Raw genomic sequence first — 23656 nt, 5'->3', positions numbered from 1 at the left:
GTTCAGCACCTTCCCGCACGACGCCGCAGGAGTGCCAGGGTGAGCAGGCCGACGGCGGGCGGCACCAGCACCCAGACGTTCGTCTCCCGCGACGGCGGGGGCGGGGGCGTGGCCGTCGGCGGGGTGGTGGTGCGCAGGCAGTACGCCTTGGCCGGGCCGACGATCAGCGCGCAGGCATCCTTGCGGCTGTCACCGGCCGAGCGGGCTGTATCGGTGGGGCTGAAGCCTGCGGTCGGATTGACGGCGCTCAGCACGGCCAGCAGCAGGCAGGCCAGTGTCAGGGCGCTGGCGGCGTGCCGCATCGCCGTGCGCCGTTGGGTGCGCGGCCGGTTCGGGCGGGTCATCGGCGTCACAGGGCCTCCTCGCGTGCGGCGGCCGGCTGCGGGCCTTTGGCCGGGGCGTCCTTGGTCAGGTCCGGCCGACCGGGCGTAGGGGTGGTTGGGCGCCGGCCGGGGGTGGTGGTGATGTGCGAGCTGATGCGCGCCACGGCGGGGATGGTGACCTTGATGCGGCCGGTGTTCTGCCGGGGCCCTGTCAGCAGAACCTCACCGGCGCGGTCCTTGTGGCCCACGGGGGACAGGCCCGAGGTGACCATCCGCACCAGTTCGCTGTCAGTCGAGTCGAGGCCGATGAAGTCCAGGCCGCGGCGGGCGCGTTCGCGTTCGGTGGTCCGTGCCAGGGCCCGGTAGGCCATCAGTCCGCGATCGGGCCCGAGTTCCTTGGCGTCGTGGGCGCCGGCGATGAGTCCGGCGCCGTGTTTGCGGCCGTCGTGGAGGATCTCGTGGACCAGGGCGGTGCCCTCGGCGGAGGAGGTCAGCCAGTACAGCTCGTCCAGCGCGACCGCGCAGAACCGCTCGGGCATCGAGAAGGCGGCCTGGCGGGCTATGGCCGCGATCAGGTAGAGCACCGCCCGTCCGATCAAGGCTTCCAGGGGCTGCTGGTGCAGGATTTCGGCGTGCTCGAAGGCCTGCTTGGGCGGCAGTTTGAGGCCGGTGGTGGTGATGACGATGAAGTCGGAGGCGCCGGTGCCATCCAGGCTCACCGGCGGCAGGCAGGGGTCGAACACCATCGCGGCCAGGGGGTTCTGCTCGACCAGGCGCAGCAGCCCGGCCAGGGTGGCCGCGGCATCCTGCCGCTTGCCGCCCTCGGCGGCGGCCATCTGGCGCAAGACGTCGATGACACCGCTCATCGACGGCTCGGGCAGGGCGCCGGCCTGCTCGATGGCGTGGTGCAGGACCTCGCCGGAGGTGGTCATGGGCCCGATGCCCAGCTGCAGGGTGAGGTAGCTCAGCGCGTAGTGGCGGCCCTCGGCGCCGGGGAACAGGCGCAGCGGGTCGATGGACAGCGCGGCCCGGGCGGCGTCGATGATCTGGCAGCGGCCTGGCGCGGCGGCCTCGGCGAAGGAAGCCCATTCGCGGACGGGGGTGCGGTCGATGCAGATGGCGCGGCCACCGCGGTCGACGACGGACAGGCTGATCAGCTTGAGCATGACGCTCTTTCCGGCGCCCAGGTCACCAACTACGCCCAGGGAGGCCGAAGCGTCCTGCTTGGGGACGTCAGCGATATTGATCAGGACGGGGCGGGTGGTGCCGCAGTCCAGATCCAGGCCGAGCAGCATCCCGGTCGGGTCGCCGACCTCGCAGTGGGTGAACGCCCCCGAGAGGGCCCAGTCCTCGCTGACCTGGTGCTGGGTGAACTCTTTCAGCCGGTGTGCCCGTACGGCGCCGGGCAGCCCCAAGGTGAACAGATCCGCCTGCATCCCGGCCGGGCGCACCGCCCGGTAGTCCGCGCCCGCCAGCAGCTTTTCCAGGGCGCGGGCCCGCGCGTCACACAGCTGAGCCGTCGGCCCCCACACCGTCAGCGCTGTGATGGCCTGGACCTCTACTTCCACGCTGGTGCGTGAGAGCCGGGTGTCCAGCTCGCCCAGGTCGCGGGCGGCATCGGGGAGGGAGGCGGGCATGCCAGTTGGGCGTGCGTCGTACTGGTCGGCCTGGTCGACCAGCTCGGTCTTCTTGCGCTGCACCTGAGCCCGCGCCTTCTCCGCGGACACCAGCGTCAGGTCGATAGTGAAGTCGACAGGAAAGTCCAGCACTTCGAGCTGCGCGAACAGGTCGGCGGCCTCCAGGGAGATGGCGGGCGGGCACTCGGCCAAAGCCAGATGCGCCTGATAGCCGATGCCGCCGTCGCTTTCGACCTGCAGCCACCGCCGCCGCAGCGGAGACGCCGACCGGGTCTTCCACCACCGCGCCCGGCCGGCACCGCGGCCGCGCGCCTCGCCGATGTCCTCCTGGTCCTCGTTGGCGGCGGGCTCGGCGGGCGCGATGCCGCCTTCCTCGAGGCGGACCTGCCCGAGGTCGGCGTAGCTGGGGGAGTGCAGCACCCCGCCGTGGACCCGCCCGCCGTACAGATCACTGAGTGCTGCCTCGCCCAGCAGCGGCTCGGCCAGGCCGCGGTGCACCGCGTGCTGAATCATCCACACGATCTCCGCCGGACGCGCCGGACGATACGAGGCGCCGCCGGCCAGCTGCGCCTCCACCTGCCCGGCCTGCTCCCGGGCGGAGGTGACCTCGGCGCGGGTGACGGGGGCGGCGCGCATGCCGAAGGTGTCGGCGACCTCCGCCCACAGCGCGCCCGCCGCCTTGACGCCTTGGTGCTCGGACTCCAGCGGGACGGCCAGCCACCACGAGCGCTGGTGCATCTCCTGGCCCTGGAGAAGGTCCAGGGCGGCATCGAGGTGTTCCATCCACGGGCGGGCGGCGGGTGTGAGTCCGTCGCCGCTGTGCTCGTCCTCCAGGCCGTCGGCCATCTTCCAGGCGATCTCTGCCGGGTCGACCTGTGCGCACAGCCCGAACAGGCGCGGGGCGCCGGACAGGGAGCGCACCAAGTGCGTGATTTTGCCCAGGAGTTCGTCGCGGACGGACAGGGGCACGTAGGTGCCCGGCACGGTCTCCTGGCTGCGGCCCTCGGCATCCGGGCCGGGATGCAACCGGTAGAGGGCCCATACGTGGCCGTGGGTGGACCACAGCAGATGCCCGGCGATATGCCGGATGGGAACACGCATCACTGTCCCCCTTTCTGGTTCTGTGCACGGAGTTGGGCTTGCGCCAGCAGCGCTGTGGCCCGCGTCCCCTCTGGAGCGGGGGCGGCAGCTGCCGGGGCGTGCCTGGGCGGGCGTGAGCGCGCAGGCGGCACGGGCCGTGTGCGCGAACGCCGCGCAGCCTGCTGGGGCGGCGCTGGCGCCGGGGCGGCATCAGTGGCGGGGGTGAGGTCTTCGAGGGTGAAGCCGCCGCCCAGACGACGGGCCCGCGGATCACGCGCAGCACGCTGGCCGATCCGGCCCCCGGCGGGCTGCACCGCAAGTGCCACCATGCCCATCGCGGCCGACACCGGGTGACGACCGCCGATCTTGGGCCTGCGCAGCAGCCAGATCCCCACCACCCACGCTGCGACCGGGATGGGACCCAGCACGCTCCACACGGAGATCGTCTTGACCAGGATGAAGCCGCCCACGACGGCCAGGGCGATCTGCGCCGCGTTATAGGGGCCCAGCGGCAGACGCCAGTCGGCGAGCTTGCCCACCACCCAGGGATGCCGCCGCGCGGCCGTGTAGAAGCGCGCCGTACGGGGCGCGGCGGCCGCGCTCACAAGCGCCCCTCCGGGCCAGGCCCGGGACGGTCAAGGGCAGGTGCGCCGTTGGCCGGGTTCTTCACCTCGTCCTCGAACATCTTCGCCAGGTCGTTGCGCGAGCCGTACAGGCCCAGCGCGATCACCATGAGGATCAGCGCGCCGATGCCCGCCTTCAGCGAGAACCGCTGCACCATGATCACTACGACGATGATGATGAGCGCGGCCTGCAGGCCCGTGGTGCCCCAGTCCTTGGCGGTCCCGATCCAGGAGTCGCCCAGCTCGGCCAGCTCCCCGGCCATCACCACGGGATTGAGCGAGTTCATCGGCCCGCACCGCCCGTCGTGCCCGACACCAGGGCAGCGATCTCCCAGCGGCCGTCACGGGCCGACAAGGTGAGCTCGTAGGCCAGTGGCCACCGGCCCGCAGCGTCGCGCGCCTCGACCTGGGCCAGGACATGGACCGTGGTCCCGTCACCGGGTACCTGCTCGGCGGCTGCGGACTGCTCGCGCGCGGTGGCCTCCTGCACCTCGACCGAAGCGGCGGCCGCGGGCGAGATGGCCGTCAGCTCTACACCAGGCGCCAGGTAGCGGCTCACCTCGCCGCGCCCGGCCAGATACGCGGTCAGGAACTCCCCGGCCGTGGTGGCCAGCGGGCCCTCTTCGACCGTGACTTCGTAGGGCGAGTCAGGGAACTTGTGCCGGGCGGGGGCAGTGACGAGCGCCGGCGCCGCGGTGACGGCGAACGAGGACCCGCTGGACGAGGCGATCGCTGGCACGGCGAAGTAACGCACCGCGTCCGCGTACTGCGCAGCCACCGTCACCGACCACCGACCGTCCTTGCCCGGTGTACTGCGCACCGCAGTCACCCGCCGCGGCACGGGCGCCTCTTCGTCGCGGGCGGGCAGGAGGATGCCAGGGGCCATCGCCTGCACACGTCGCGCGGCCGCGCTGCTGGCGTCGTCGCTGCTGCGCAGCCACGCGTCGACGAACTCGGCGACGTAGCCCGAGGGATCGGCCACCGTCACGCTCTGCTGGCTGCGCTGCGGCTTGGGTGCGGAGGAGGCCGCGACGGTGGCGGAGGGCTGGCCGACGGCAATGGCCAGCGCGAGGGGACCGGTAGCAAGCGCGGCCCATGCTCCGGCGCGACCGAGTTGCACACGCCGCCGCATCTGGGAAAGCGCAATACCCGCGGCCACCGGATGCTTGTCGGCACGGGGCGGGGCTGGGGATCGGAACATGCCAAAACTCCCGGAGGGCTCAGGGGGTTGATGCCTTGAGGCAACCCCCCGGCGCCGACCGGCTTGCCGACCACACCGGCCCGACCACGGTGAAGAACAGGTCACGAATGAGTGGTCGGGGTGGTGGTAGCCCCTACCACCACCCCGACCAGCCGACACCCGGCCGCCGCGAGCGGTGGCGAGGGGTGCGCATCGCCGTGGAGCAGGCGTCCCGGGACGGCGATCGGCCGCATCCGCTGCGCGCATCGCCGCTCTGCGCAGACGGTGGACGCAGCCCATCGCTGGCAGTGCGCAACCGCGTCATGAGAACTCGGCGCTGTCGGCGATGGCCGGTTGCGGGGTAGCCGTCGTATGGCCCACCGGTGAGTGCGCAGCCCGCTGGCCATCGCAGGACAGAACGAGTGCGTACCCGGCAGCCGACTTCATCGGCGTCGGCTGCGCAATGCTGTGACCTGCGGTGGTCGGGCCAGGCGGAGTGTGGTCGGGGTGATGACGGCACCCTGTGGTCGCCATCTACCACCACCAGTTCACAGGGCGATGGCCCCGTGCGTGGCCACTGCACATCGCCGCTCTAACTGCCCCCGATCCGCGGGCAGCCCGGCGGTGATGGCTGTGCAGTGCACTGTTCATCGCGGTGCGGAGCGGAACCACCTCGAAGGCCCGTCGCGGAGTGCGCAGTCAGGCGATGACGGAGCCAGCGATGTGCAGTCGGTCCCCGCCGCCGTTCGTCCTCCGCGATGCGGGCGGCTCGCGGCCCTGCAGCGGATGGTCGGGCCGACCACCGTGTCCGGCTGTGGTTGTGACTTCTTTGTGATGGTGGTCGGGGCTTGGTGGTCGGGGGACTGGTCGGGACGGCCGGGTTCTCTCCTTCTATGAACCACAACACCTGCTCTTGTGAGCCGTCGTGGCCGGGCAGCGCGGCAGGACCGTGCCGCCGACGGCTCGACGCCAAGACGCCCGAGGCCGTGGCAGGGGCGCGGCGATGACGGGCTATGGGGCCGGGATCCGGCGTGGGGAGATGGCGGGTGATCGCTTCACGCAGATCGCCAACGCCTTCTTTCGCGATCCGCGGATCTCGTTCAAAGCGAAGGGGATCTTCGGTCTGATCTCGACGCACCGCGACGGATGGCGCGTGACGATGGCCGAACTCGCCCGCAGCGGCCCCGAGGGCCCCAGCGCGGTGCGGACCGGTCTTGAGGAACTGGAGAGGTTCGGCTACCTCACGCGGGAACGCGAGCGGCGCGCGGACGGCACCCTGGGCGATGTCATCTACGCAATCACCGACGTTCCGGCCCATCTGTACGACCTGTTGGGCGACAACGCCCCCGCCTCCGACTTCACGCAACGCAGCAGGTCACAACCTGAATCAGGTTTTCCAACACTGGATCATCCAACGTTGGCTGAACGCCCCACTAAGAACACCAAGAACAAGAAGACCAGAGAGCAGAACACCAACTCCGTCCGTCCCTCCGTCCCTAACGCGCGTGCGCGCGAACTCGACGCACCGGATCAGGAGCGGACCCGAAGAGCCAAGACGAAGAGCCGAGCTCCCGCCACGGCCGGCGAGCGCCTGCTGTTGTCGATCGGGGCAGAGCACCCCGATCTGCTGCTGACCGGACAGGTGCTCACCGATCAGGGACACGCCGTCCAGGACCTGCTGCAGGCGGGCTGGACGCCGGAGCAGCTGCGCCACGTCATCGCCGACCGGCCACTGCCGAAGCCGCTGCACCACACGGTGGGTGCGATCATCGCCGCCCGCCTGCGCACTGCACAGGCCACCCCCGAGCCGGGCCCCGCTGCCGCGCATTCGCCCACTGATCCCGCACCGCTGGACGCCGCGGGCCGGACCGTCGCCGATGCGCTCTCCCACCGGGCGCTGGTCGAATGCGCCGGCTGCGGCAGCCCCAGCCGCGCCGCGGGCCAGGACCTCTGCCCGGCCTGCCTCAACTGGCCCGTATGCACCGCGTGCACCGGACCCACACCGCGTCGCGCCGATCCCGCCGGGGACGGCCGCTGCTCCTTGTGCACCCCCTGACCTCCAAAGGGCCGCGACCGGCCACCGTCTACCGGATCGAGGAACCGATGTTGCTCCCGCCGCCCCACCTCGCACCGACCTCGCACCTGTCGCCCGGCATGAGGCGAGCGCCGTCCTGTGAGCGCACGCCGTGGGGCTGGCTGCGCTTCAGTCCGGCCGCCCCCGACGGGGCACCGCAGCATCTGCTGCAGATCGGCATCCGCACTCCCGACCCCTCGCTACGTGCCCGGTGTGCGCAGCGCTGGCTCACCCGCCGCCCGCCGCTTCGCCTCTACTTCGACCACGGCGGATCGGTCACCGCGCTCACGCTGATGACCGCGCTCGTCGCTTTGCTGGGCATGAGCTGGGCCATCGATCACGGCCTCCCCGCGGTGATCGGTCTGCCGCTGGCCATCCTGCTGCCGCTGCTCGTGGACCACCTGCCCGCCCGCCTCGACACACGCGCCCGCGCCTATGCCCGCATCATCGACACCGGACCTGGACTGGACTACCTGCAGCGGCTGACCGCCCAACACGCCCGCCTGGTCCGCGCCCACAGCTCCCGCCCTGGCCCCGAGCTCGGCTGCGCGGCTGAGCTCGGCCACCGGACGCTGTGGGAGATCGCCGTGATCATCACGGCCCCTGACCGCAGCCCTGACATCACCTGCCGGTGGCTGGCGCTGGAGAGCCTGATGGACCACCTCGCCCGCGAGGCCGACGACATCAAACACCAGCGAGCCCTCGACGGGCCGGCCGCAGCCGACGACGACTCCCCGCCGGCGTATCGAGCTCCCGGCCACCCCTGACACCGCGGCAGCAGTCCCCTCACCTTGCCCGGGACCGGCACCAGCCGCACCACCGCTGCAACACGCCTTCGAAGGAGACAGACATGGCCGAAGAGATCTATTTCCTGTTCGCCCACGAGCCGTACTTCCCGCCGCACGGCCTGCGGGAGGTCAACGGCACCATCGTCGCGGCCGCCACGCTGCTGCACCCCCATGTACGCCAGCCCGACGGCGCCCGCATGCACCGCCTCCTGCACAACGGGCAGCGCACCGACGGGGAGATCGTGCCGCTCGCGACCCTCACCCACGAACTCGACGGCGGCGACCGATGGAGTGAGACCGCCCACTGGGAGGGAGTGATCAGCGACCTGCTCACCCTGGCCCGCTTCGGCTCGTGCGACTCGCTAGGCCTGGCACTGCCCGCCCTGGAGCGGGCGTTGATGTGCAGCGGCCCCAACACTCGCGTGATCAACTACAACCCGGCTACCGGACAGCGCGAGACCCACGGCCCCCAACAGCGCGCGGCCGTCCTGGCCACGCTCACCAAGAACCTGCACACGACACAAGACGGCCGAGAACTCTGGCCCGGAGCGGGCCTCCTGCCAGCAATTCCCTAGCCGCGACCCATCCACTCACGCGACAGCAGCCGTCAGGCGGCGGAGCAGCGGCTCAAGGGCGGTGCACGGGGCGGGTCATGGAGGCAAAGACGGGGGAGTCGGCGAAGGGCTGCTGTTCGCCGACCTTCCGGTACCCCCAGGCCTCGTACACGGCCTGGACGGCACCGTTCCCGGCGGCGGGGTTGACCAGGAGAGTGACACGTTGCTCGGTGCGCAGGGTGAGCCACTCCTCGTGGATCTGCCACGCGACGCCGCGGCCGCGCCAGGGTTTGCGGACCACGATCTCGTTGAGCGCCACGGTGCGGTGGCCGTCCTCGTCGGTGTAGCCCTGAGGCAGTTCCGTGATCATCGAGGACCACCAGCGGGTGTCGGGGCCGAGCGTGGTGCCAAAGGCGAACCCGACCGGTTCGTCCTCCTCGTAGCCGACCACCGACGTCCAACCGGGGCGCGATGCATAGGCGGACAGCCGCTCGTCGAACCGGTCGACGTCGTAGAAGGGGGTGGTGAGTTGGAAGTCGCGGTGCCGGACCTCCGCGTGGATGTCGAGGAGCGTCTGCCGGATGTCGGGCAGACGCCCGGCGGTGTAGTGCCGGATCTCGACGGTCACGGATGGCCTCCCTGGGTGCTGGTGAACTGGTCCGTCCACTGGGACGTGCGCAGCGCTCCAGGGGCGGTAGCCGAAAGTTCACGGGTGAACGTCGCAAATAGCCGACGGGTGCGCCCGCTCAGTGAATCACCGCTGGCGGAGGGCAGTACAGAGGCCGCAGTGGAGCAGGCCTGCTCCACGTCGTGTTGGTGGAGTTGGGCGAGCGCAAGGTGGGCGCCGTAGTAGAGCCGGTTGCGCGTGTACTCGGGGCGCAGGCACGACAGGGTGCGATGGAGGTGAGCCTCGGCCTGTTCGTGTTCTCCGATTCTGGCCATCGTCAGGGCGCTCAGACCCGAAAGCTCGGACTGATCGTAGAAGCCGGCCCACGTCGGACGGGGGCGGGCAGGATCGGCACGGTGGTAGGCCCGGGTGGCGACATCGAGGTTGCGCAGGGCGCTCCGGCGCTCTCCTGCATTGGCCTGGACTCCAGCAAGGCGGGCGGCGGCCAGGCTACGGAGCAGCGGGTCGCGGCGGCACACTGAGGTGGCGCGTCCCGCTTCGGCGGCAGCGATCGCGTCCCGGTGGCGTTGTTGCTGCAGGGCCAGAGCGGAGGCGTGCCCCCACAGGCGAAGATGCATCTCGGGGCTGCCAGCGAGACCGGACAGTGTCATCGCCCGGTACAAGTGCTGCTGTGCGCGGGCTGGTTCGCGGGAGTCGATGGCCGCCCACACGGCGGTGCCGGTGAACGCCGCGGCCAGGTAGTAGAGCCGGGCCCTTCCACGGCGCGACAGGCCAGGTTCCCCATGGGCTCCTCGAGGCGCTTGGCAGTCCTGTCCCCGAAACGGTTGTCCTGCCCTCCACCTGGCTCCCTCATGCGGACTAGCAGGCCGGTCCATGGACGGAGGCTCGAAACAAGGCGACGAGCACCTTCAAGTCGGGGGTATCAAGACGGGCTCTGAGAGGTCGTTTTCAGCTGGTTTGCGCCGCCTCATGTATCTCTTAACTCGTCCTGGGTCTCACGCGTGTCGATTTCCGGCACGCCTCCGCTAGACGGAGAGGGCATCAGCGCACGTCTTGGGATGAGACAGGCTTTGCAGGATGAGACCGGCAAGTCGGGCCTCACAGGCGGCCCATGGAGCACCTTCACCCTTGCTGCCCCTCAAGTCGCGCCCCGTCACAGGTACATGTTGGGATCAAATAGGCTTCATAGGTTAAAACGACCTCTGAGAGGTCGTTTTCATCTGTAGTGCGGTGTTATCTCTAGTTTTGCGTCCACCGATGATCTGGTGCTGGTGAGTCTGCAGTGAGGGCCGTGGCTGGCGAGGCGGACGGTGTGGTGGCTGGGGCGAGAGCCTGCTTCCGCCTGTCTCATTCCAGGACGCCCGCTTCTGTTCCGTGCTTCCACGAGGCCGGACGCACGCCTGGGCGCACGCCCTCGATCGGCGGTACGTCCAGGTCATGACCAGCCGTCGTCCCTATCCCAGTGATCTGTCCGATGCCCGTTGGGAGTTGATCGAGCCGGTGCTGTCCGCCTGGCGCTTTGAACGCCGCGGCCGGGCCCTGGACTTCGGACGGCCGCCGCGGCATGACCTGCGCGAGATCATGAACGCGATCTTGTATGTAGACCGCACCGGCTGTCAGTGGGCCTATCTCCCGCACGACTTCCCGCCGCATCAGACGATCTACGGCTACTTCGCGAAATGGCAGACCGACGGCATCTTCGCCCAGTTCAACGGGCTGCTGCGGGAGTTGGTGCGCCAGCAGGAAGGCCGCGACAAGCACCCGTCGGCCTGCGTGATCGACGCGCAGAGCGTGAAGACCTCCACCTCCGTGCCCGTCAGGACGCAGGGCATCGATGCGGGCAAGAAGATCGTGGGGCGCAAGCGCAGCATCATCACCGACACGCTTGGCCTGCTGCTGGCGGTGCTGGTCACCGCGGCCGGCGTCCAGGACTCCACGGCCGGCACCCAGCTCCTCAGCCAGGCCGCTGCCGTCCACCCCGGCCTGCGCAAGGTCTGGGTCGACGGGGGCTACCGCAAACACTTCATCGACCACGCCGCCACCCTCGGCATAGACCTCGAAATCATCCAACGCACCCCCGGGACCAGGGGATTCACCCCGATCCCCAAGCGGTGGACGGTCGAGCGGACCTACGGCTGGCTCATGCTGCACCGCCGCCTGGCCCGTGACTACGAGACCCTCCCGCACCGTTCCGAAGCCATGATCCACCTCGCCATGACCGACCTCATGGCCCGCCGACTCACCGGTGAGGGCATCATCTCCTGGCGTGACCCGACATCACCGGATCAAAACCACATCACGGGATGAAACACCGGGAGAAAACGACCTCTGAAAGCGACACAGGCCGGTCGCGCCCTCTGGCCCGGAGCGGGTCTCCTGCCGGCCATAGACCACGCGTGACGCAAACCCCCTCGTAGCTGGCTCGGAACTGCGCTCACTGGTTCGCCCCGATCTTGACTTCGATATGGGCCCAGACGCGTTTACCCCAGGGGAGACGGGTGCTGCCCCAGTCCTCGGTGAGCGCGTCCACCAGCAGCAGGCCTCGGCCGCGCAGGTCGTCGGCGTGCGGGGGGTGCATGGAGGGGAGGTCCCGGGACTTGTCGACCACAGCGAGCACCAGGTGTCCCGGGAGCGGGTGCTGGACGATGACGCGAATGCAGGGGCCGCATGCGTGACGCACAGCGTTGGTGACCAGTTCAGAGATCACCACCTGTGCTGTATCGGAGTATTCCTCGACACCCCACGCTTCGTAGGCGGTGCGGACCAGACGCCGGGCCTCGGCGGCGGTCTCCGGGGCGTTGGTCAGCGTGAGGTTGTAGCCCGGGTGCTCTGTCTGTCTGGCTGCTGCCATGGTCATGATCACACCTTGGTCAGGGGAGCAGTGGCGCGAAGGCTCATCTCCCACCGAGGCAGGCGACGAGCCACGCGAGAGCCGACCGGCCTGCAGGTGAGCCGAGTTGGCCTGACGACCAGTCAACGATCGCTCTGCGTTGTGGAACCATGGCGCATGCGGCACGCGCATACGGATACCCGCCGAGCGGGTACGGGTAGCCGCGCGGAGCCACAGGGGCTCTTAGCGTGGGGGTACGCCATGGATTTCCAGACGGGCCCGGTACGGGAGGCTTCCCGGTCCGGGGACTACGGGCGAGTCATCGAACTTGTTCGTATCGAACGACGGATGACTCAGACTGCCTTGGGTCAAGCTCTCGGCCTGAGCCAGTCCGCGGTCTCCCGCCTGGAGAAGAAGGGCCAAGGCGCCTACAGCACAGACACCCTCGCGGCGGCAGCGGCGCACCTGGAGATCCCACCGGCATCGGTCGGGCTCGCAGACAGCCGGCCGTCGGAGCCACGGAACGACGGTGAGGACGTGAACCGACGACGCTTCATTGGCGGAGCGGTGGCCGCTGCGGTGGCTCCCACTCTGGCCGTACTTCCTGAGACGGCTGACGCGAGCGGCGGCCAGGCCGCCGCTCTGCGTCTGTCCACCACGGCCTACCGCAGACTCGATGGCACCACGCCCAGCCGGGACCTGTCGGAGGCCGTGCAATCCCATATGCGTCTGATCCAGAGCATCACACGAGCCGCGACCGGTGACGGGGACCGGGGACGCTTGGCCGCCGTTGGCAGCGAGGCAGCGAGCTTCGCCGGGTGGCTGGCGTGGGACAAGGGAGACAACGGGTCGGCCCGTTCCTGGTACGGGGCAGCAGTCAAGGCAGCACGCTCGGCAGGAAACCCGCTGCTGGGCGCCTATCAGGCCGGGAGCCTCGCCCAGTTCGAGGCCCACGCTGGAAACAGCGTGGAGGCCCTCAACCTGACGCGACGCGCGCGCCGGTCCTTGGGGGACTCCCTCCCGGCCGTCGCCGATGCGTGGCTCTTCAGCGTCGAAGCCCTCGCGCACGCCGTGGCTGGTGATCGTCGCTCTGCCGACATGGCCCTAACGATGGCTCGTGCGGGTGCCGAGAGCGTGCCCGAGGAGGCGCCCCCGTGGCCGTGGGTATTCACCTTCACTCCGACCAAGGTCTCCGCCGCGAAGGTGGCCTGCGGTGCCCGGCTCGGCCTCGCCGACTGGGTGCTGTCCGAGGACATCGAAGCTCTCTCCACCGGGCACGAGAAGCAACGCGCGCTCCTGGTGCTCGACATCGCGGCCGGTCACCTCGCTGCCGGACGCGTTGACGCTGCGTTCGCACTCGCTTCGCAGGCAGTGAGAACAGGGCTTCGCTACCGTTCCGGCCGGATCGTGGAAAGGGCGCGCGCCGTACGCCGGTCGCTGACGACCAGCTCACCACCCAAGATGGTGCGTGAGTTCGACGAGCGGCTCCACGGCGTCTATCTGTAGGAGTTCAGCCATGAGGGTAGGAATCACCGGTCACCGCGGACTGAGTAAGGATATTGAGCAGCGGGTGCAATCGCTCCTGGCCGACGAGGTCAGCGAGTACGACGCGGGGGAGTTGGTGGCACTCTCCTGCATCGCAGACGGCCCCGATGCATGGTTCGCCGAAGCTGCCTTGTCCGCCGGCGGACAGCTGGAGGTCATCGTCCCGGCTGCCGAATACCGGGCGAGCCTGCCTGAGTGGCACCACGCCACGTATGACGCGCTGATGTCCCGCGCCGCCGACGTGCACGAGACCGGCATGACCGCCTCGGACTCCGAGGCACATATGACCGGCTCGGAAATCCTCGTCGGGCTCGCCGACGAACTGATCGCGGTGTGGGACGAGAAGCCGGCGTGGGGGCACGGTGGCACAGCGGACGTCGTCGCCTACGCCAAACGGACCGGTGTCCCCGTGCGGGTCGTGTGGCCCAAGGGCGCCAGCCGGTAGGGCATCAGCAGAGCACAGCGGCGCCCCCCGTTGGGGCAGACCCAGCGGGCTCATTGCGAGGTTTTGCGACTTTCCGAGCACCCCTGCTGGATCATTCCGGACGGTCGCGTTGCTGTTGTTGGTATGCCGCCCAGTCCTCAGGCGGGTACGTGGCCTGGGGTGCGGCGAGAGCCACGTCGATCGCGAGCCCGAAGTCTCCGTCGAAGAACTCACTGAGATCGCGGATCATCTCCAGCGCCCCCACGGTGGCGTCACTGAGCGGACGTGCCATGCGGTCGACGCCGGAGGGGACACCGACTGGCTTCATGCGCGCCAGCCCCACCGCGTGGTCGGCCCGTGCGTCCAAGCCCAGCGAGATGTATCCAGTGGCCAGAGCGACATGCTTGAGCGCGTCGTGCACGCCGCTGGTGAGCTCACCGATTCCGTGCAGTGTCTGCCCGGGGCTGCCCGCGCTGCTGTCTCCATACCGTGGCCCGTGCTGCTGCTCCAGACGCTTCTGCTCGCCAGCAAGCAGCTTCAGCACCTCGTTCAGCACACGCCCGACGCGGCCGAGTTCAGTCAAGTCATGAATCATCCGATGCGCCCCTCCCGTCAACGGATCTGACTCTACGGGCGGTTGCGGCTCCCCCGTGAGCAACAGCGCACAACAGGCCCGTTGTAGTGACGGCTGGCGAATCCCACAACTTGCCGTCTTGCCGGGGACGCCTCATCTCCACGAGGCCAGCAGCTCGCGCAGGCAGTGTGGCGGGGCCCTTGCGTGCCATGGGTGGAATGCCAGTTACAGCCTGACGAGCAATGGAGATCAGTTTCTACTGACGTGTGCAGCCATATGCCGCCCGAAGCGGCTCTGCTGTTGGCGACATCGCCTGGGGTCTCTGGAGAACGGACTGGCGCCTCGTGCACGAACCTCAGGAGTCAGGGGGCCGGCGTGTGCAGGCGGACGCGTCGCACTCCGATCGGGCGCACTCCCGAAAGGGTCCTGAGCCTCAGCCAGGCTGGTCGAGCTTGGTGTGATTGTCCTTCATCGGCGACCCGGTGCCCGAGAGTGGCATCTGTGTGGAGGAGATCAAACCGGAACTCCTCACGCAGCAGGCCCTGTTCCCGTTCTCAGACCGGCCTGACGTTCTCGTCCCCAGGGAGCGGAGCAGCTGGCGGCACCTGACGGTGCCCACGACGTGTACCTCATCGGCTTATCAGGTGGCGCCGACGCGCCGTAGAGCAAGGGCATCATCTAGGTGGTCGTCGCTCACCCTGCTGAGGTGGCTGGCGAGCTCGTGGTTGCCGCGCTCGGCTTCCTCGACCTGTAGTGCGCGGGCGGCCCCGGCGTCTGCCAGGGCGGTTGCCGCCAGGCCCCCGGGGTGGCTGTCGGGCTGGCGGTGTCACAGATCTTGCACGAGTCCCGGCCGGTGTTGGGTATGCCGCAGGCTACGCATCTGAACCTCCTCATGACAGGTCCTTTCGGTGGGTCCCGGTTGTGGCGGTCAGAGATCGCTCCAGGGACGTTGTGCGGCGTCTCCGGTGAGCGGCGTCCATACGGCGGCGGTGGGGCCGTGTTCTTCGAGGTCTTCCAGGACGGCGGCTCCGAGGGGGACGTGGCGGGCGAGTTCGGCGACGGCGGGGTGGACCTCGGCCATGGACCGCAGATCGGCTGTCCGGTTGGCCAGCATGCGGCGGCTGGCGTTGGTGAGGATGAAAAGGACGCGAGGGAAGACGGGATACCAGCGCATCCAAACAGGGCCGTCCAGTGAGGGGACGGGTTTGCGGCGGCCGATGAGGGCTGGCTGGTACAGCCTGAAGCGGGCGTACTCGATCAGTTTGCTGGCCATGCGTTCGCTGCTCATCGTGGAGCGGTCTACCTCGATGAAAGCTCGCAGCTTGGTGCGGCCGCCGTCCGGGCGGGTGAGGGTGTAGTGCATGAGGGCGTCCGCGATGAGGCGCTCGCCTTCGCCGAGGTTGTGAGTGACCTCGGGGGTCCAGTCCCAGGGGCCGTGCTCGTGGCCTCGCAGGCGGGCGTCTGCGGCAAAGGCCAGATGGGCACGCAAGACGGCGAGCGTATGAGGAATCTTCAACGACGCAGCCGCAGGCGAGGCGAGGGAGTAGGGCGGCCGTCCTCGCAGCATTGGCAGGTCCCGGGTCAGGCGCGAACCTTCCTGCGTGAGGTACCAGGCTTTGATGCGTGAGCGGTTCGCGTGCGGCAGCCCCAGGCAGTCGACGAATCCCTCGGACCGCAGCCGGTTCAGAACACGGGACAGCAACTGCCGTGCACCACCGGGCCGGAGCATCTGGCACAGCTGGCCGGTGGTGGCGATGCGGTGCTGGGCAAGGGCTGCCAGCACTTGGTTACGCAGGGGTTCAACGAGGCTGGGGGCCAGGCTCGTGGCGGGAGTATTCAGTGCGGGGCGGATCACGCGATTCCCTTCCCTGTGTGGCTGGGCCGGGAAATTCGACGTGGGCCCGCGTACAACACTCCTCATATGTGCTCCTTGCGTGGTCCGTGGCGGGTCTGTCAGGCCCTCTTGGTTGCTCATGATGAAACCAGCGGGGCTCGACCAGACCCCCGACCACAAGGCCCCGACCACTGTCACGAAATCGAAACGCATTAGTGGTCGGGACGGTGGTCGGGGTAAAACGGCGCGAGACAGTTCGCTGAGGGGCCCTGAGACCCGGCAAGCATGGCTGCCGCCACTCATGTGCGGACAGGGCGCCAGGAGAGGTTCAGAGATGGCCGGTCCGCAGCAGCCGTGGCTGCTGCGGGGCACGGTGGCGAGCCGGGCCATGCCGGCCATCGTGCGACACCCGGCCCGCAAGGGACCAACTCCCAAAACCGGCGGCCGCGTTCATGAGGCCAGTGCGCGGAAGTGCGCTCACCGCCGGGTACTACTTTCTGGACCGTTGGGCGGCCTGATCGAGGATGCGCCGGCGCGTCCACCGCCGGCGCCCGTTCTGGCGTCCGGCATTCTCGGCAACCCCGTCCGTAGTCTTCAACAGCGGAAGGTTCCCCTGGGACAGGCTGCTGGAGAACGAGCCGACGCTCTTGTACCCCAGCAGCGCGGCCGCCTGGCTCGCCCCCAGGAGCTCGTCGGGATCGCCGTCAACGGAAACCTCGGGCAGGGGCGGCGCCTCCTTGGCTCCGGACCGCCTTCCGCGGCCGGGCCGGGTGGCCATCCACTCCTGCAGGGTCCGCACCTTCCACAGCTGCCGGCGGTAGGGGTTCTCGGCCGTGCCCTTCTCTTCGACGACGTCCGGTTCGGGGAAGTAACCGGGGTGGTCGCGCACGAAGGTGGTGACCTGGTTGGAGTTCTTGTAACCGAGATACCTCGAGGCCTCCGCCGCGTTCAGCAACGTCTCCGGGGCGAGAGAGGGCGGTGAGTGTTCAGCGAGCCGTGCCGGCGCCCGGTGGGCGAACCACTCGGTGACCTCCGCGTGGTCCCACAGGCGCGCGCGTCCGCGCTTGCCGACAGGCTCGGGGAACGGCTTGCCGGCCGCGTTCTCCGCGCGCCCCGTGTAGAGGCCGGTGACCCTCGCGGACGTCAGACCCTGTTCAGCCGCGATCTCGGCAGCGTCGGCCAGGCGAGGCTCACGGCGCGAGGCCATGGAAGAACCGTCCGTCCTGTCAGTAGGGAGCCGGCCACCCCGACCCACAAAGCAAATAATGGCAGGAGCTTCGGTTGGAGGTCCAGCCCGCAGCGCCCGCGGCGGCAAGGCTTTCCTGGCGGCCTTGCCAGCGGCTCGAGGCCTACTCCTCGGGGATCAAGCAGACACCGCGGCGTGCGGCGGCCTCTGCCACCTCCGTGTACGCCATGGCGGCCGACGTCATCTCCCATTCGACCAGTGCCAGCAGCAGGATCACCTCGTCACGATCCTGCGAGGCATCACAGGGGATACCGGCCCTCTCCGCGGCGAACATCAGGTCCGCGGTGGCCAACCCGTCAAGACGTGCTGCCACATCCCGGCGCAGATCCCGAAGACCCTGCTGGTACAGCTCGTTCGCCTCGCTCAGGAGCAACACCAGGTCCTCGCCCTGGCTGGCCGGTGCCGCCGCAGCGAGGTCGAGGATGCGCTGGGTCGTCGTCATCATCATTGAGTATCCCTCCCCGGTGGGGGAGAGCGCCGGCTGGTTAAGCCCGAGGCTGTCGTGAGTGTTCGCCGCAGAGAGTCCGACGCGTAGGGGCAGTCCGTTCGCGTCGGACAGGATGTGCATCTTGGAACCCGGCTTGCCCCGGTCCACGGGCGATGGACCTGCAAGTTCGCCCCTCTTTTGGCGCGGACGTGAGCGGAGTCGAGCACTGCCCGGGAGAGGTCGACCAGGCCCTGGCTGTCAAGCAGTTCGAGCACCTTCTGTGCAGCCGGCCCCAGACACCCGCACGCGACCAGATCAGGAACCGGCGGTGCACCGTGGACTTCGACGCCCCGATGCGCGGCGGCAGGGCACGCCGGGCGCAGCCGCTGACCAGGACGTAGATGATGGCCGCGAACACCGCCTCGTCATCGATGTTGGCCACCCCTCCGTCCTGCGGCCGCACCCGCGCCGGCGGCAGCAAAGGCCTGGCGATCTCCCAAAGTCCGTCCGGAACGATCCACCCCCACCGTCCACTCCCCATGCCCAGCTCAACTGCCAACTGACCATGTAGGCCACGGTGTTAGACCGCGTCCCATCTGGTGAGGCGGAGGCGGTCGGGAGCCAGCTATTCGGAAGCGCCGCGCTGCATCGGGGCGGTGCTCGAACTGGCGGCAGCACGCCCGGTGACGGCAGGGGGGACACCCGCGGGCGGCTCCCCTCACGCCGGCGTGGCGCCGCCAGCACCCGTGCTTGGCTCGGCCGTTTCAATGGAGCCTCGCTCTTCTCGCAGTGCGTGCAGCAACTGCGTGGCCTGGTAATGGGCCTCGGGCGTGGCGCCCAGGGCTCGCAGACCCGCCCGCCGCGCGCCCTCTAGATCTCCGCGATGCCGCCGCAGGCTGCCCAGATTGGCCCAGGCCATCCCCGCCTGTTCTCGGTTATCTGATTCGATCGCCACCTGCCACACCGCCTCTGCGCCCTGCGGATCGTCGAGTTCCACCAGCACCCCCCCTAGATTCACGGCCGCGTACGGTGTGATCGCCGAACCTGTGGCCATCGCGCGCCGGTACCAATCCCGTGCTGTGCGCAGTTCGTTTGCCCGCCGGTACGACAGAGCGATCTCGTACATCGCATAGGGTCCGTGGTCAGGGTGTTGTGAGGTAACCACCACGTGCCACAGGTCGCGCGCCGCCTCGATGTCGCCGTCCTTCGCTAGCAGTACCCCTAGCCGCAGCGCCGCCAGGGGGGCAAGCTGCGGCTCTCCCTCGTCAACAGCCTGGCGTAGTCGGCTGACGCGTTCCCTCTCGTCGAGCAGCGCCAGCAGGGCGCTCAGCGCGGCGGGCAGGATGTCCGGGTCGCCCAGGACGAGCACTTGTTCCAGCACGAGTCTCGCCTGCGAGAGTTCCAGCTGTCGGCTCAGGCCCAGTGCCTGATGAGCCGCCTGGTCGCCGAAGCTCCGATGCCAAGCCTCCCTGACACCGTCATGGTCCCCGCGTTGCAACATCGTCCCGGCCCGGTAGAAGGCGACCATGCGGTCGATCAACTCGTCGCCCGTCAGGGGTATGGAGTCCCACAGTTCCTCGGCCTCAGCCGGCTGGCCCTGGGCTGCCAGCAGCGCGCCCAGGTTCGCGCTCGCCTCCGCCATCACCACGCGGGTGGGTGAGGTGCATGCGGCCTCCCACGCGGCACGGGCGCCCGCTGTGTCGTTCCGATGCAGGCGGACGATGCCCAGGGCCGCCGACGCGTCGAGAGCGGCGAGCCGGTGCTCGGAGGCGATGGCGGTCTGCAAGGCCTCTTCGGCTGCGTCCAGGTCTCTGCGTTTCAGTGCGAGCCGGCCAAGGCGGGCATGGGCCTGGGCGCTCACCCTCGCGTCGCCCGTGGCTGCGGCTTGTTCGTATGCGGCGAGTGCGCCGGCCGGGTCGCTGTGCTCGATCAGCTGCCCCAGCTCCAGGTTCGCGGCCGCCCGCACGGGAGATGAGGGGTGCCCTGCTGCCCGGAAGGCCTCTCGGGCACCGAGCCGGTCGTCGAGGGCAGTCAGCACTGTCCCGAGATTGAACAGGGACACGGCGGTCGAGGTCCTCACCGTAGCGGTCGCGGCGGGTGCGGAGCCGAGCACGATGGCCTTCTCCAGTGCGGCACGCGCCTGCGTGTATTGCTTGTCCGCGAGGAGGAGTTCGCCGAGGCGCGCTGCCGCAGCCGCGGACACAGCACACCCGTCGGTCTGCGCGACGGTAGCCCATTCCTCGGCCGTGCCGCCGTGCCGTTCGCACAGGTGCGCCAAGGCCAAAGCGGCCTGCGGCGAATGGGCCGGATCGCCGCATTGGGCCGCACGATTCCAAGCAGCCCGCGCGATCTCCAGGTTCTTGTCCGTCGTGATGCGGCCAAGCAGCAGGCCGGCACCGGCGGCCACATGCGGGTCTTCGCTCTCCAGCGCGGCCGCCAGCACTGTCTCCGCGGTGTGTTGCTGACCCGCTGCCAACAGCCCTGCGGCCCGTCGAAGCGGCTCCGGCTGCCCACCCGACGGGCGCTGCGGGGCTCGCAGGTTAGTGATATCGACGAGAGCAGTCTCCACAATACGTATCACCCTGGCGTCCCCGATGCCATGAGCCAGCGCGAGGGCGCGGTCGCCGTAGTCACGGGCCCGCTGGGGTCGCCCGGCCAGTTGCTCCGCCTGCGCCAGCTGCGTGAGAACCGCGGTCATGTCGCGGTCGGCGCCGATCTGCAGATCGATGACGTAGGCCGATTGGTAGAGGTCGATCGCTTCGGCCGCCTCGTGCAACAACAGCTGGTGCACGTTTGCCATCTCGCCCAGCACGTCGGCCTCAGCCGCCCGGTCGGCACGCTGTCGGATGATCTTCAGCTGCCGTTCGTGGTACTCGATCGCAGCTGCGTGCTGTCCTGTGTTGGCGTACGCCATCGCGAGCAGGCCAAGAACCACGACGGCTTCGGCGGAATCGTCCGCACCGACGGTGGCGTGTTCCCAGTGCGCGATGGCCTGCTGGAGGTCGCCCAGGTCCGCATGATCGCGACCGAGTGCCGCCAGCGTGGACTTATACGCGGTGAAACCGACCATTACCTCAAAGATGCCCTCCGCGTCCTCGCCGGGCCTCGGGCCGGTGGGCCGGCGAGAGGTCTGGCTCTCGAGGTCCGGGGTGTCCTCGAACACGGTCCGCAGCGCGTCACCATGCGCTGCCAGTGCCCGGTCCGGCCTCCCCGATTCCCGGTACAGGTCACCGAGCGCGTGCAGCGCCGTCCACCGCTGTAGGGAGTCGCCGGCCTGCTTGGCCAGGCGCGCCCTTTCCTCTGCCGCAGCCAGTGCCTCTTCCGCGTTGCCCAGGGCGTGAGTGGCCTCGGCCAACGCGCCGAGCAGGGCCAATTCCTTGTTGAACGCGTTGGTCACCCGAGCGGCATCCAGGGCCTGGTCCAGCAGCCGCATCGCCTCCTGCGGCTCGTCGAGCCACAAGTGAATGCGGGCGAGTTGCTCAAGGGAATCGATGCGGTCGTCTTGGTTGAGGGAGCTGTCCCACCGGGCGATCCGGCTCTTCAGGTTTTCCAGGTACTCGGAGACTGTCGTGCCGAGATCGAGAAGTGATTCGTTCACTGTGCCCAACGAATCGAGGGAGGAGCCGAGCTCCGCGAATATCCGCGCTGCCTCCCGTGCACTCCGATGTCCCTCCTCGAGCTGGTTCAACTTTCGCTGGCAGCGCCCCAGAGTGCGCAGCCCCAGTGCCTGACCGCGCCGGTCACCGACATCGCGGAAGATCGCAAGCGCTGAACGCAGGTGTTGCAGGGCCCATTTGGGCAGCCCCAGTTCGAGGCATGCGCGGGCTAACCCTTCACGGTCCTGCGCTTCGGCATGGGCATTGCCGTGCGCCAGACTGACGGCGAGGGCCTGATTAAAGTGGGCTGCGGCGTTGCCGGGGCTGCCGAGTTTCAGACAGGCAGCCCCCAGGTGATGGGCGAGTGCCCCCAGGGTACCCGGGTCGTCCTGACGGCTCGCGGCGGCGCACGCTGCCGACAGCCTCACCTCTTGTTCGTGTGCCGGCACCCGCACCATCCAGTAGGGAAGCGCAGTCATCGGGTAAGCGGCGCACAGGTGATCGGTGTCTATCCCGGGGTGCTCGGCGAGCCACACGTGAGCGTGGAGTACCTGTCCCCAGATCCTGTCGAACATCTCCAGGCCACTCTCCGTGACCTCGTCTCCCGGCTCTGCGGTGTCCAGCCGCCGCAACTTGCGAAGAAAAGCCCTGGCGTGGGCCAGGGACGCCAGATGTTCGAGGTTCGTCACTTTCCCTCCCGCAACAGCGCCTTCGCGTGGAGGACGAGCAGGGCGTGCATGGTGAACCAGCCGTCGCCGCTCGGCTCCAGCAGGCCGCGGGCGACAAGCACCCGAATCGCCGGCACGGCGTCGTCGACGCCCCACACGTCCGCCATCGCCTCGACGTCGAACGCCGCCGGCTGTGATGCGAAAGCGCCGAGGAAGGCGAAGCGAAGCCGGGTCTGCCGATCCAGCCGGTCGGTACTCATGCGCAGCAACGCCCGCACAGTGGGGATCGTGTGGTTGTCCGCGGCCCGGTCGACCGGTGCCCCGGCCGCGAGCAGCGCCGAGCCCTCCCGGAGTTGGGCCAGCATGTCACCGATGCCCCAGCCGTTGGCCCAATCCTCACTCAGCATTTGCCCGGCCACCCGCACTGCCAGCGGGAGCCGCTCCAGCGTCCCTACGAGCGCCCGCGACTCGTCCCGGTGGTGATGCACGACCTCCGGGGCCAGTCGCCGGAGCAGTTCCAGGGCGGCTTCCTCAGACAGAAGGCCCAGCGGGTAGATGTCGGCCGGTCTCGCAGCCAGGGCATGAGCGACCTGGGGGAGCCTGGTAGTGATCAGGATGGCGCAGCCGGGACCCCCCACGTTGAAGGGAACAACGTGCGCCGGGTTCCATACATCGTCCACGATCAGCAGCACCCGCCGGTCCCGGAGCGCGCTTCTCAGGATTGAGGTCAACTCTCCGCTGGTGGCGCCGAGTTCCGGCCGGGGGAGCCCCAGCCGCCGGATCCACGAAGCGAGTGCGGCCGTGACGTGGGAGCCGTCCGGAACAGAAGCCCACAGCACACCGTCCGGGAAGGCGCTTTCGATGAAGGTCCGGTCCACGGCGAGCTGCGCGGCGACCGTGGTCTTGCCCACTCCAGGCCAGCCCCGGACCGCGGTGAGGAGCTGGGGCCCCCTTCCCGCAGTGGTCAGACGCTCTCTGAGTTCACCCATCTCCCTGTCCCGGCCCACGAAGTGGACCGACATTGACGGGACACCCTCCGGATGGGCGGCCTCGCTGGCAGCAGGGCGCGACGCCCCCTGCTCCTGTGTGGTCCGCTGCGACGCAATCTCCAGTGCGGCGTGCCTGGCCCGCCAGCGGTGAAGGTACTCGTCCTGGTCCTCATGCCACAGGCGCGAGGCCACCGGGCCGTCCTCGGGCATGGGGCGCGGGTGGGTCTCGCTGCGGCATGCGGTGAGGATGGCGCGGACGCGCTCCCACGAAGGAGCCTTCTTAGTACGGGCGTTGAAGAGAGCACTGATCGTCGGCTCACTGAGCTGCAGCCGCTGGGCCAGCTGCCGCTGAGTGAGCCCGGCGCGTTCTCGTTCGGCTTTGAGCGCGGCACAGAACTCCACGAGCCATCGTCGGTCCCCGTCCCCCATGTGTCACCTAGCCGTTTCAGTGCTTCAGTGCTTCAGCGAAAAGCGGCCAAACCCCCTAGGTGGCCTGCAATGTTTCGGATGGTATTCAGATACTTCGGCGTGTCGCCAGATGCCGTCCTCGCTGCCTTTTGCTGGTTCGTACAGCCGCACCACGAGAAGGGAGCCTTCGATGGCGATCTCGCGCCGTCTCGCCCATGCCGTTTCGGG

General features: G+C 69.1%; 20 protein-coding genes and 1 pseudogene. 6 read left to right on the top strand and 15 right to left on the bottom strand.

Going from position 1 to position 23656, the window contains the following annotated elements:
• Positions 1–2 precede the first annotated feature (2 nt).
• The 5 genes from E5671_RS00205 to E5671_RS00185 are packed head-to-tail and all read right to left on the bottom strand — an operon-like array spanning position 3 to position 4864.
• Positions 3–353: a hypothetical protein gene (locus E5671_RS00205; protein WP_160501818.1), complete on the bottom strand. Its 351-nt coding sequence runs from the start codon at positions 351–353 to the stop codon at positions 3–5.
• Entirely contained in the window at positions 350–3061 is a 2712-nt protein-coding gene (locus E5671_RS00200) for an ATP-binding protein (protein WP_160501817.1), read from the bottom strand. The genes E5671_RS00205 and E5671_RS00200 overlap by 4 nt, the downstream gene beginning before the upstream one ends.
• Positions 3061–3645 carry a hypothetical protein gene (locus E5671_RS45725; RefSeq protein WP_336605599.1) on the bottom strand — a complete coding sequence of 195 codons (585 nt, stop codon included), beginning with the start codon at positions 3643–3645 and terminating at the stop codon, positions 3061–3063. Before E5671_RS45725 ends, E5671_RS00200 begins: the two co-directional genes overlap by 1 nt.
• Positions 3642–3950, bottom strand: a complete 309-nt coding sequence (locus E5671_RS00190) for a hypothetical protein (RefSeq protein ID WP_160501816.1) — start codon at positions 3948–3950, stop codon at positions 3642–3644. The genes E5671_RS45725 and E5671_RS00190 overlap by 4 nt, the downstream gene beginning before the upstream one ends.
• On the bottom strand, positions 3947–4864 hold the full coding sequence (locus E5671_RS00185; protein ID WP_237329963.1) for a conjugal transfer protein: 918 nt from the start codon (positions 4862–4864) through the stop codon (positions 3947–3949). Before E5671_RS00185 ends, E5671_RS00190 begins: the two co-directional genes overlap by 4 nt.
• Positions 4865–5846: 982 nt before the next feature.
• Here E5671_RS00185 and E5671_RS00180 point away from each other — a divergent pair.
• From E5671_RS00180 to E5671_RS00170, 3 genes are all read left to right on the top strand, one after another.
• A complete protein-coding gene (locus tag E5671_RS00180) occupies positions 5847–6899 on the top strand; it encodes a hypothetical protein (protein WP_160501815.1) in 1053 nt (350 codons plus the stop codon).
• Positions 6887–7684: a hypothetical protein gene (locus tag E5671_RS00175; protein ID WP_160501814.1), complete on the top strand. Its 798-nt coding sequence runs from the start codon at positions 6887–6889 to the stop codon at positions 7682–7684. Before E5671_RS00180 ends, E5671_RS00175 begins: the two co-directional genes overlap by 13 nt.
• A gap of 83 nt (positions 7685–7767) precedes the next feature.
• Positions 7768–8280: a hypothetical protein gene (locus tag E5671_RS00170; protein ID WP_160501813.1), complete on the top strand. Its 513-nt coding sequence runs from the start codon at positions 7768–7770 to the stop codon at positions 8278–8280.
• 52 nt (positions 8281–8332) lie between these two features.
• Here E5671_RS00170 and E5671_RS00165 read toward each other — a convergent pair whose 3' ends face one another.
• Positions 8333–8887 (bottom strand): GNAT family N-acetyltransferase, encoded by a 555-nt coding sequence (locus tag E5671_RS00165; protein ID WP_160501812.1) that lies wholly within the window; start codon positions 8885–8887, stop codon positions 8333–8335.
• A complete protein-coding gene (locus tag E5671_RS00160) occupies positions 8884–9504 on the bottom strand; it encodes a hypothetical protein (RefSeq protein ID WP_160501811.1) in 621 nt (206 codons plus the stop codon). The genes E5671_RS00165 and E5671_RS00160 overlap by 4 nt, the downstream gene beginning before the upstream one ends.
• A gap of 820 nt (positions 9505–10324) precedes the next feature.
• On the opposite strand from E5671_RS00160, the gene E5671_RS00155 reads away from it, so the two are divergent.
• Positions 10325–11194: an IS5 family transposase gene (locus tag E5671_RS00155; RefSeq protein ID WP_160501810.1), complete on the top strand. Its 870-nt coding sequence runs from the start codon at positions 10325–10327 to the stop codon at positions 11192–11194.
• Between the two features lie 127 nt (positions 11195–11321).
• Here E5671_RS00155 and E5671_RS00150 read toward each other — a convergent pair whose 3' ends face one another.
• A complete protein-coding gene (locus E5671_RS00150) occupies positions 11322–11744 on the bottom strand; it encodes an ATP-binding protein (RefSeq protein ID WP_160501809.1) in 423 nt (140 codons plus the stop codon).
• Positions 11745–11894: 150 nt separating this feature from the next.
• Between E5671_RS00150 and E5671_RS00145 the strand changes: the two genes are divergently transcribed.
• Positions 11895–13223 carry a helix-turn-helix domain-containing protein gene (locus E5671_RS00145; RefSeq protein WP_336605598.1) on the top strand — a complete coding sequence of 443 codons (1329 nt, stop codon included), beginning with the start codon at positions 11895–11897 and terminating at the stop codon, positions 13221–13223.
• A 10-nt stretch (positions 13224–13233) separates the two neighbouring features.
• A complete protein-coding gene (locus E5671_RS00140) occupies positions 13234–13707 on the top strand; it encodes a hypothetical protein (RefSeq protein WP_160501807.1) in 474 nt (157 codons plus the stop codon).
• Between the two features lie 91 nt (positions 13708–13798).
• On the opposite strand, the gene E5671_RS00135 is transcribed toward E5671_RS00140, so the two are convergent.
• From E5671_RS00135 to E5671_RS00105, 7 genes and pseudogenes are all read right to left on the bottom strand, one after another.
• On the bottom strand, positions 13799–14269 hold the full coding sequence (locus E5671_RS00135) for a hypothetical protein (protein ID WP_237329962.1): 471 nt from the start codon (positions 14267–14269) through the stop codon (positions 13799–13801).
• Between the two features lie 919 nt (positions 14270–15188).
• Positions 15189–16043 (bottom strand): replication-relaxation family protein, encoded by an 855-nt coding sequence (locus E5671_RS00130; protein ID WP_443032531.1) that lies wholly within the window; start codon positions 16041–16043, stop codon positions 15189–15191.
• Positions 16044–16584: 541 nt separating this feature from the next.
• Positions 16585–17301: a hypothetical protein gene (locus E5671_RS00125; RefSeq protein ID WP_160501804.1), complete on the bottom strand. Its 717-nt coding sequence runs from the start codon at positions 17299–17301 to the stop codon at positions 16585–16587.
• A gap of 142 nt (positions 17302–17443) precedes the next feature.
• Entirely contained in the window at positions 17444–17782 is a 339-nt protein-coding gene (locus E5671_RS00120; protein ID WP_237330007.1) for a hypothetical protein, read from the bottom strand.
• Between the two features lie 45 nt (positions 17783–17827).
• A pseudogene (locus E5671_RS00115) lies at positions 17828–18308 on the bottom strand (IS5 family transposase); the annotation flags it as partial.
• A 177-nt stretch (positions 18309–18485) separates the two neighbouring features.
• Entirely contained in the window at positions 18486–22052 is a 3567-nt protein-coding gene (locus E5671_RS00110) for a tetratricopeptide repeat protein (protein WP_160501803.1), read from the bottom strand.
• Entirely contained in the window at positions 22049–23449 is a 1401-nt protein-coding gene (locus E5671_RS00105) for an XRE family transcriptional regulator (protein WP_160501802.1), read from the bottom strand. Before E5671_RS00105 ends, E5671_RS00110 begins: the two co-directional genes overlap by 4 nt.
• Between the last annotated feature and the right edge of the window lie 207 nt (positions 23450–23656).

The sequence above is a fragment of the Streptomyces sp. BA2 genome (genome assembly GCF_009769735.1).
In the GTDB taxonomy this organism is placed as follows: Bacteria; Actinomycetota; Actinomycetes; order Streptomycetales; family Streptomycetaceae; genus Streptomyces.
This window is presented reverse-complemented; position numbering and strand designations above follow the sequence as displayed.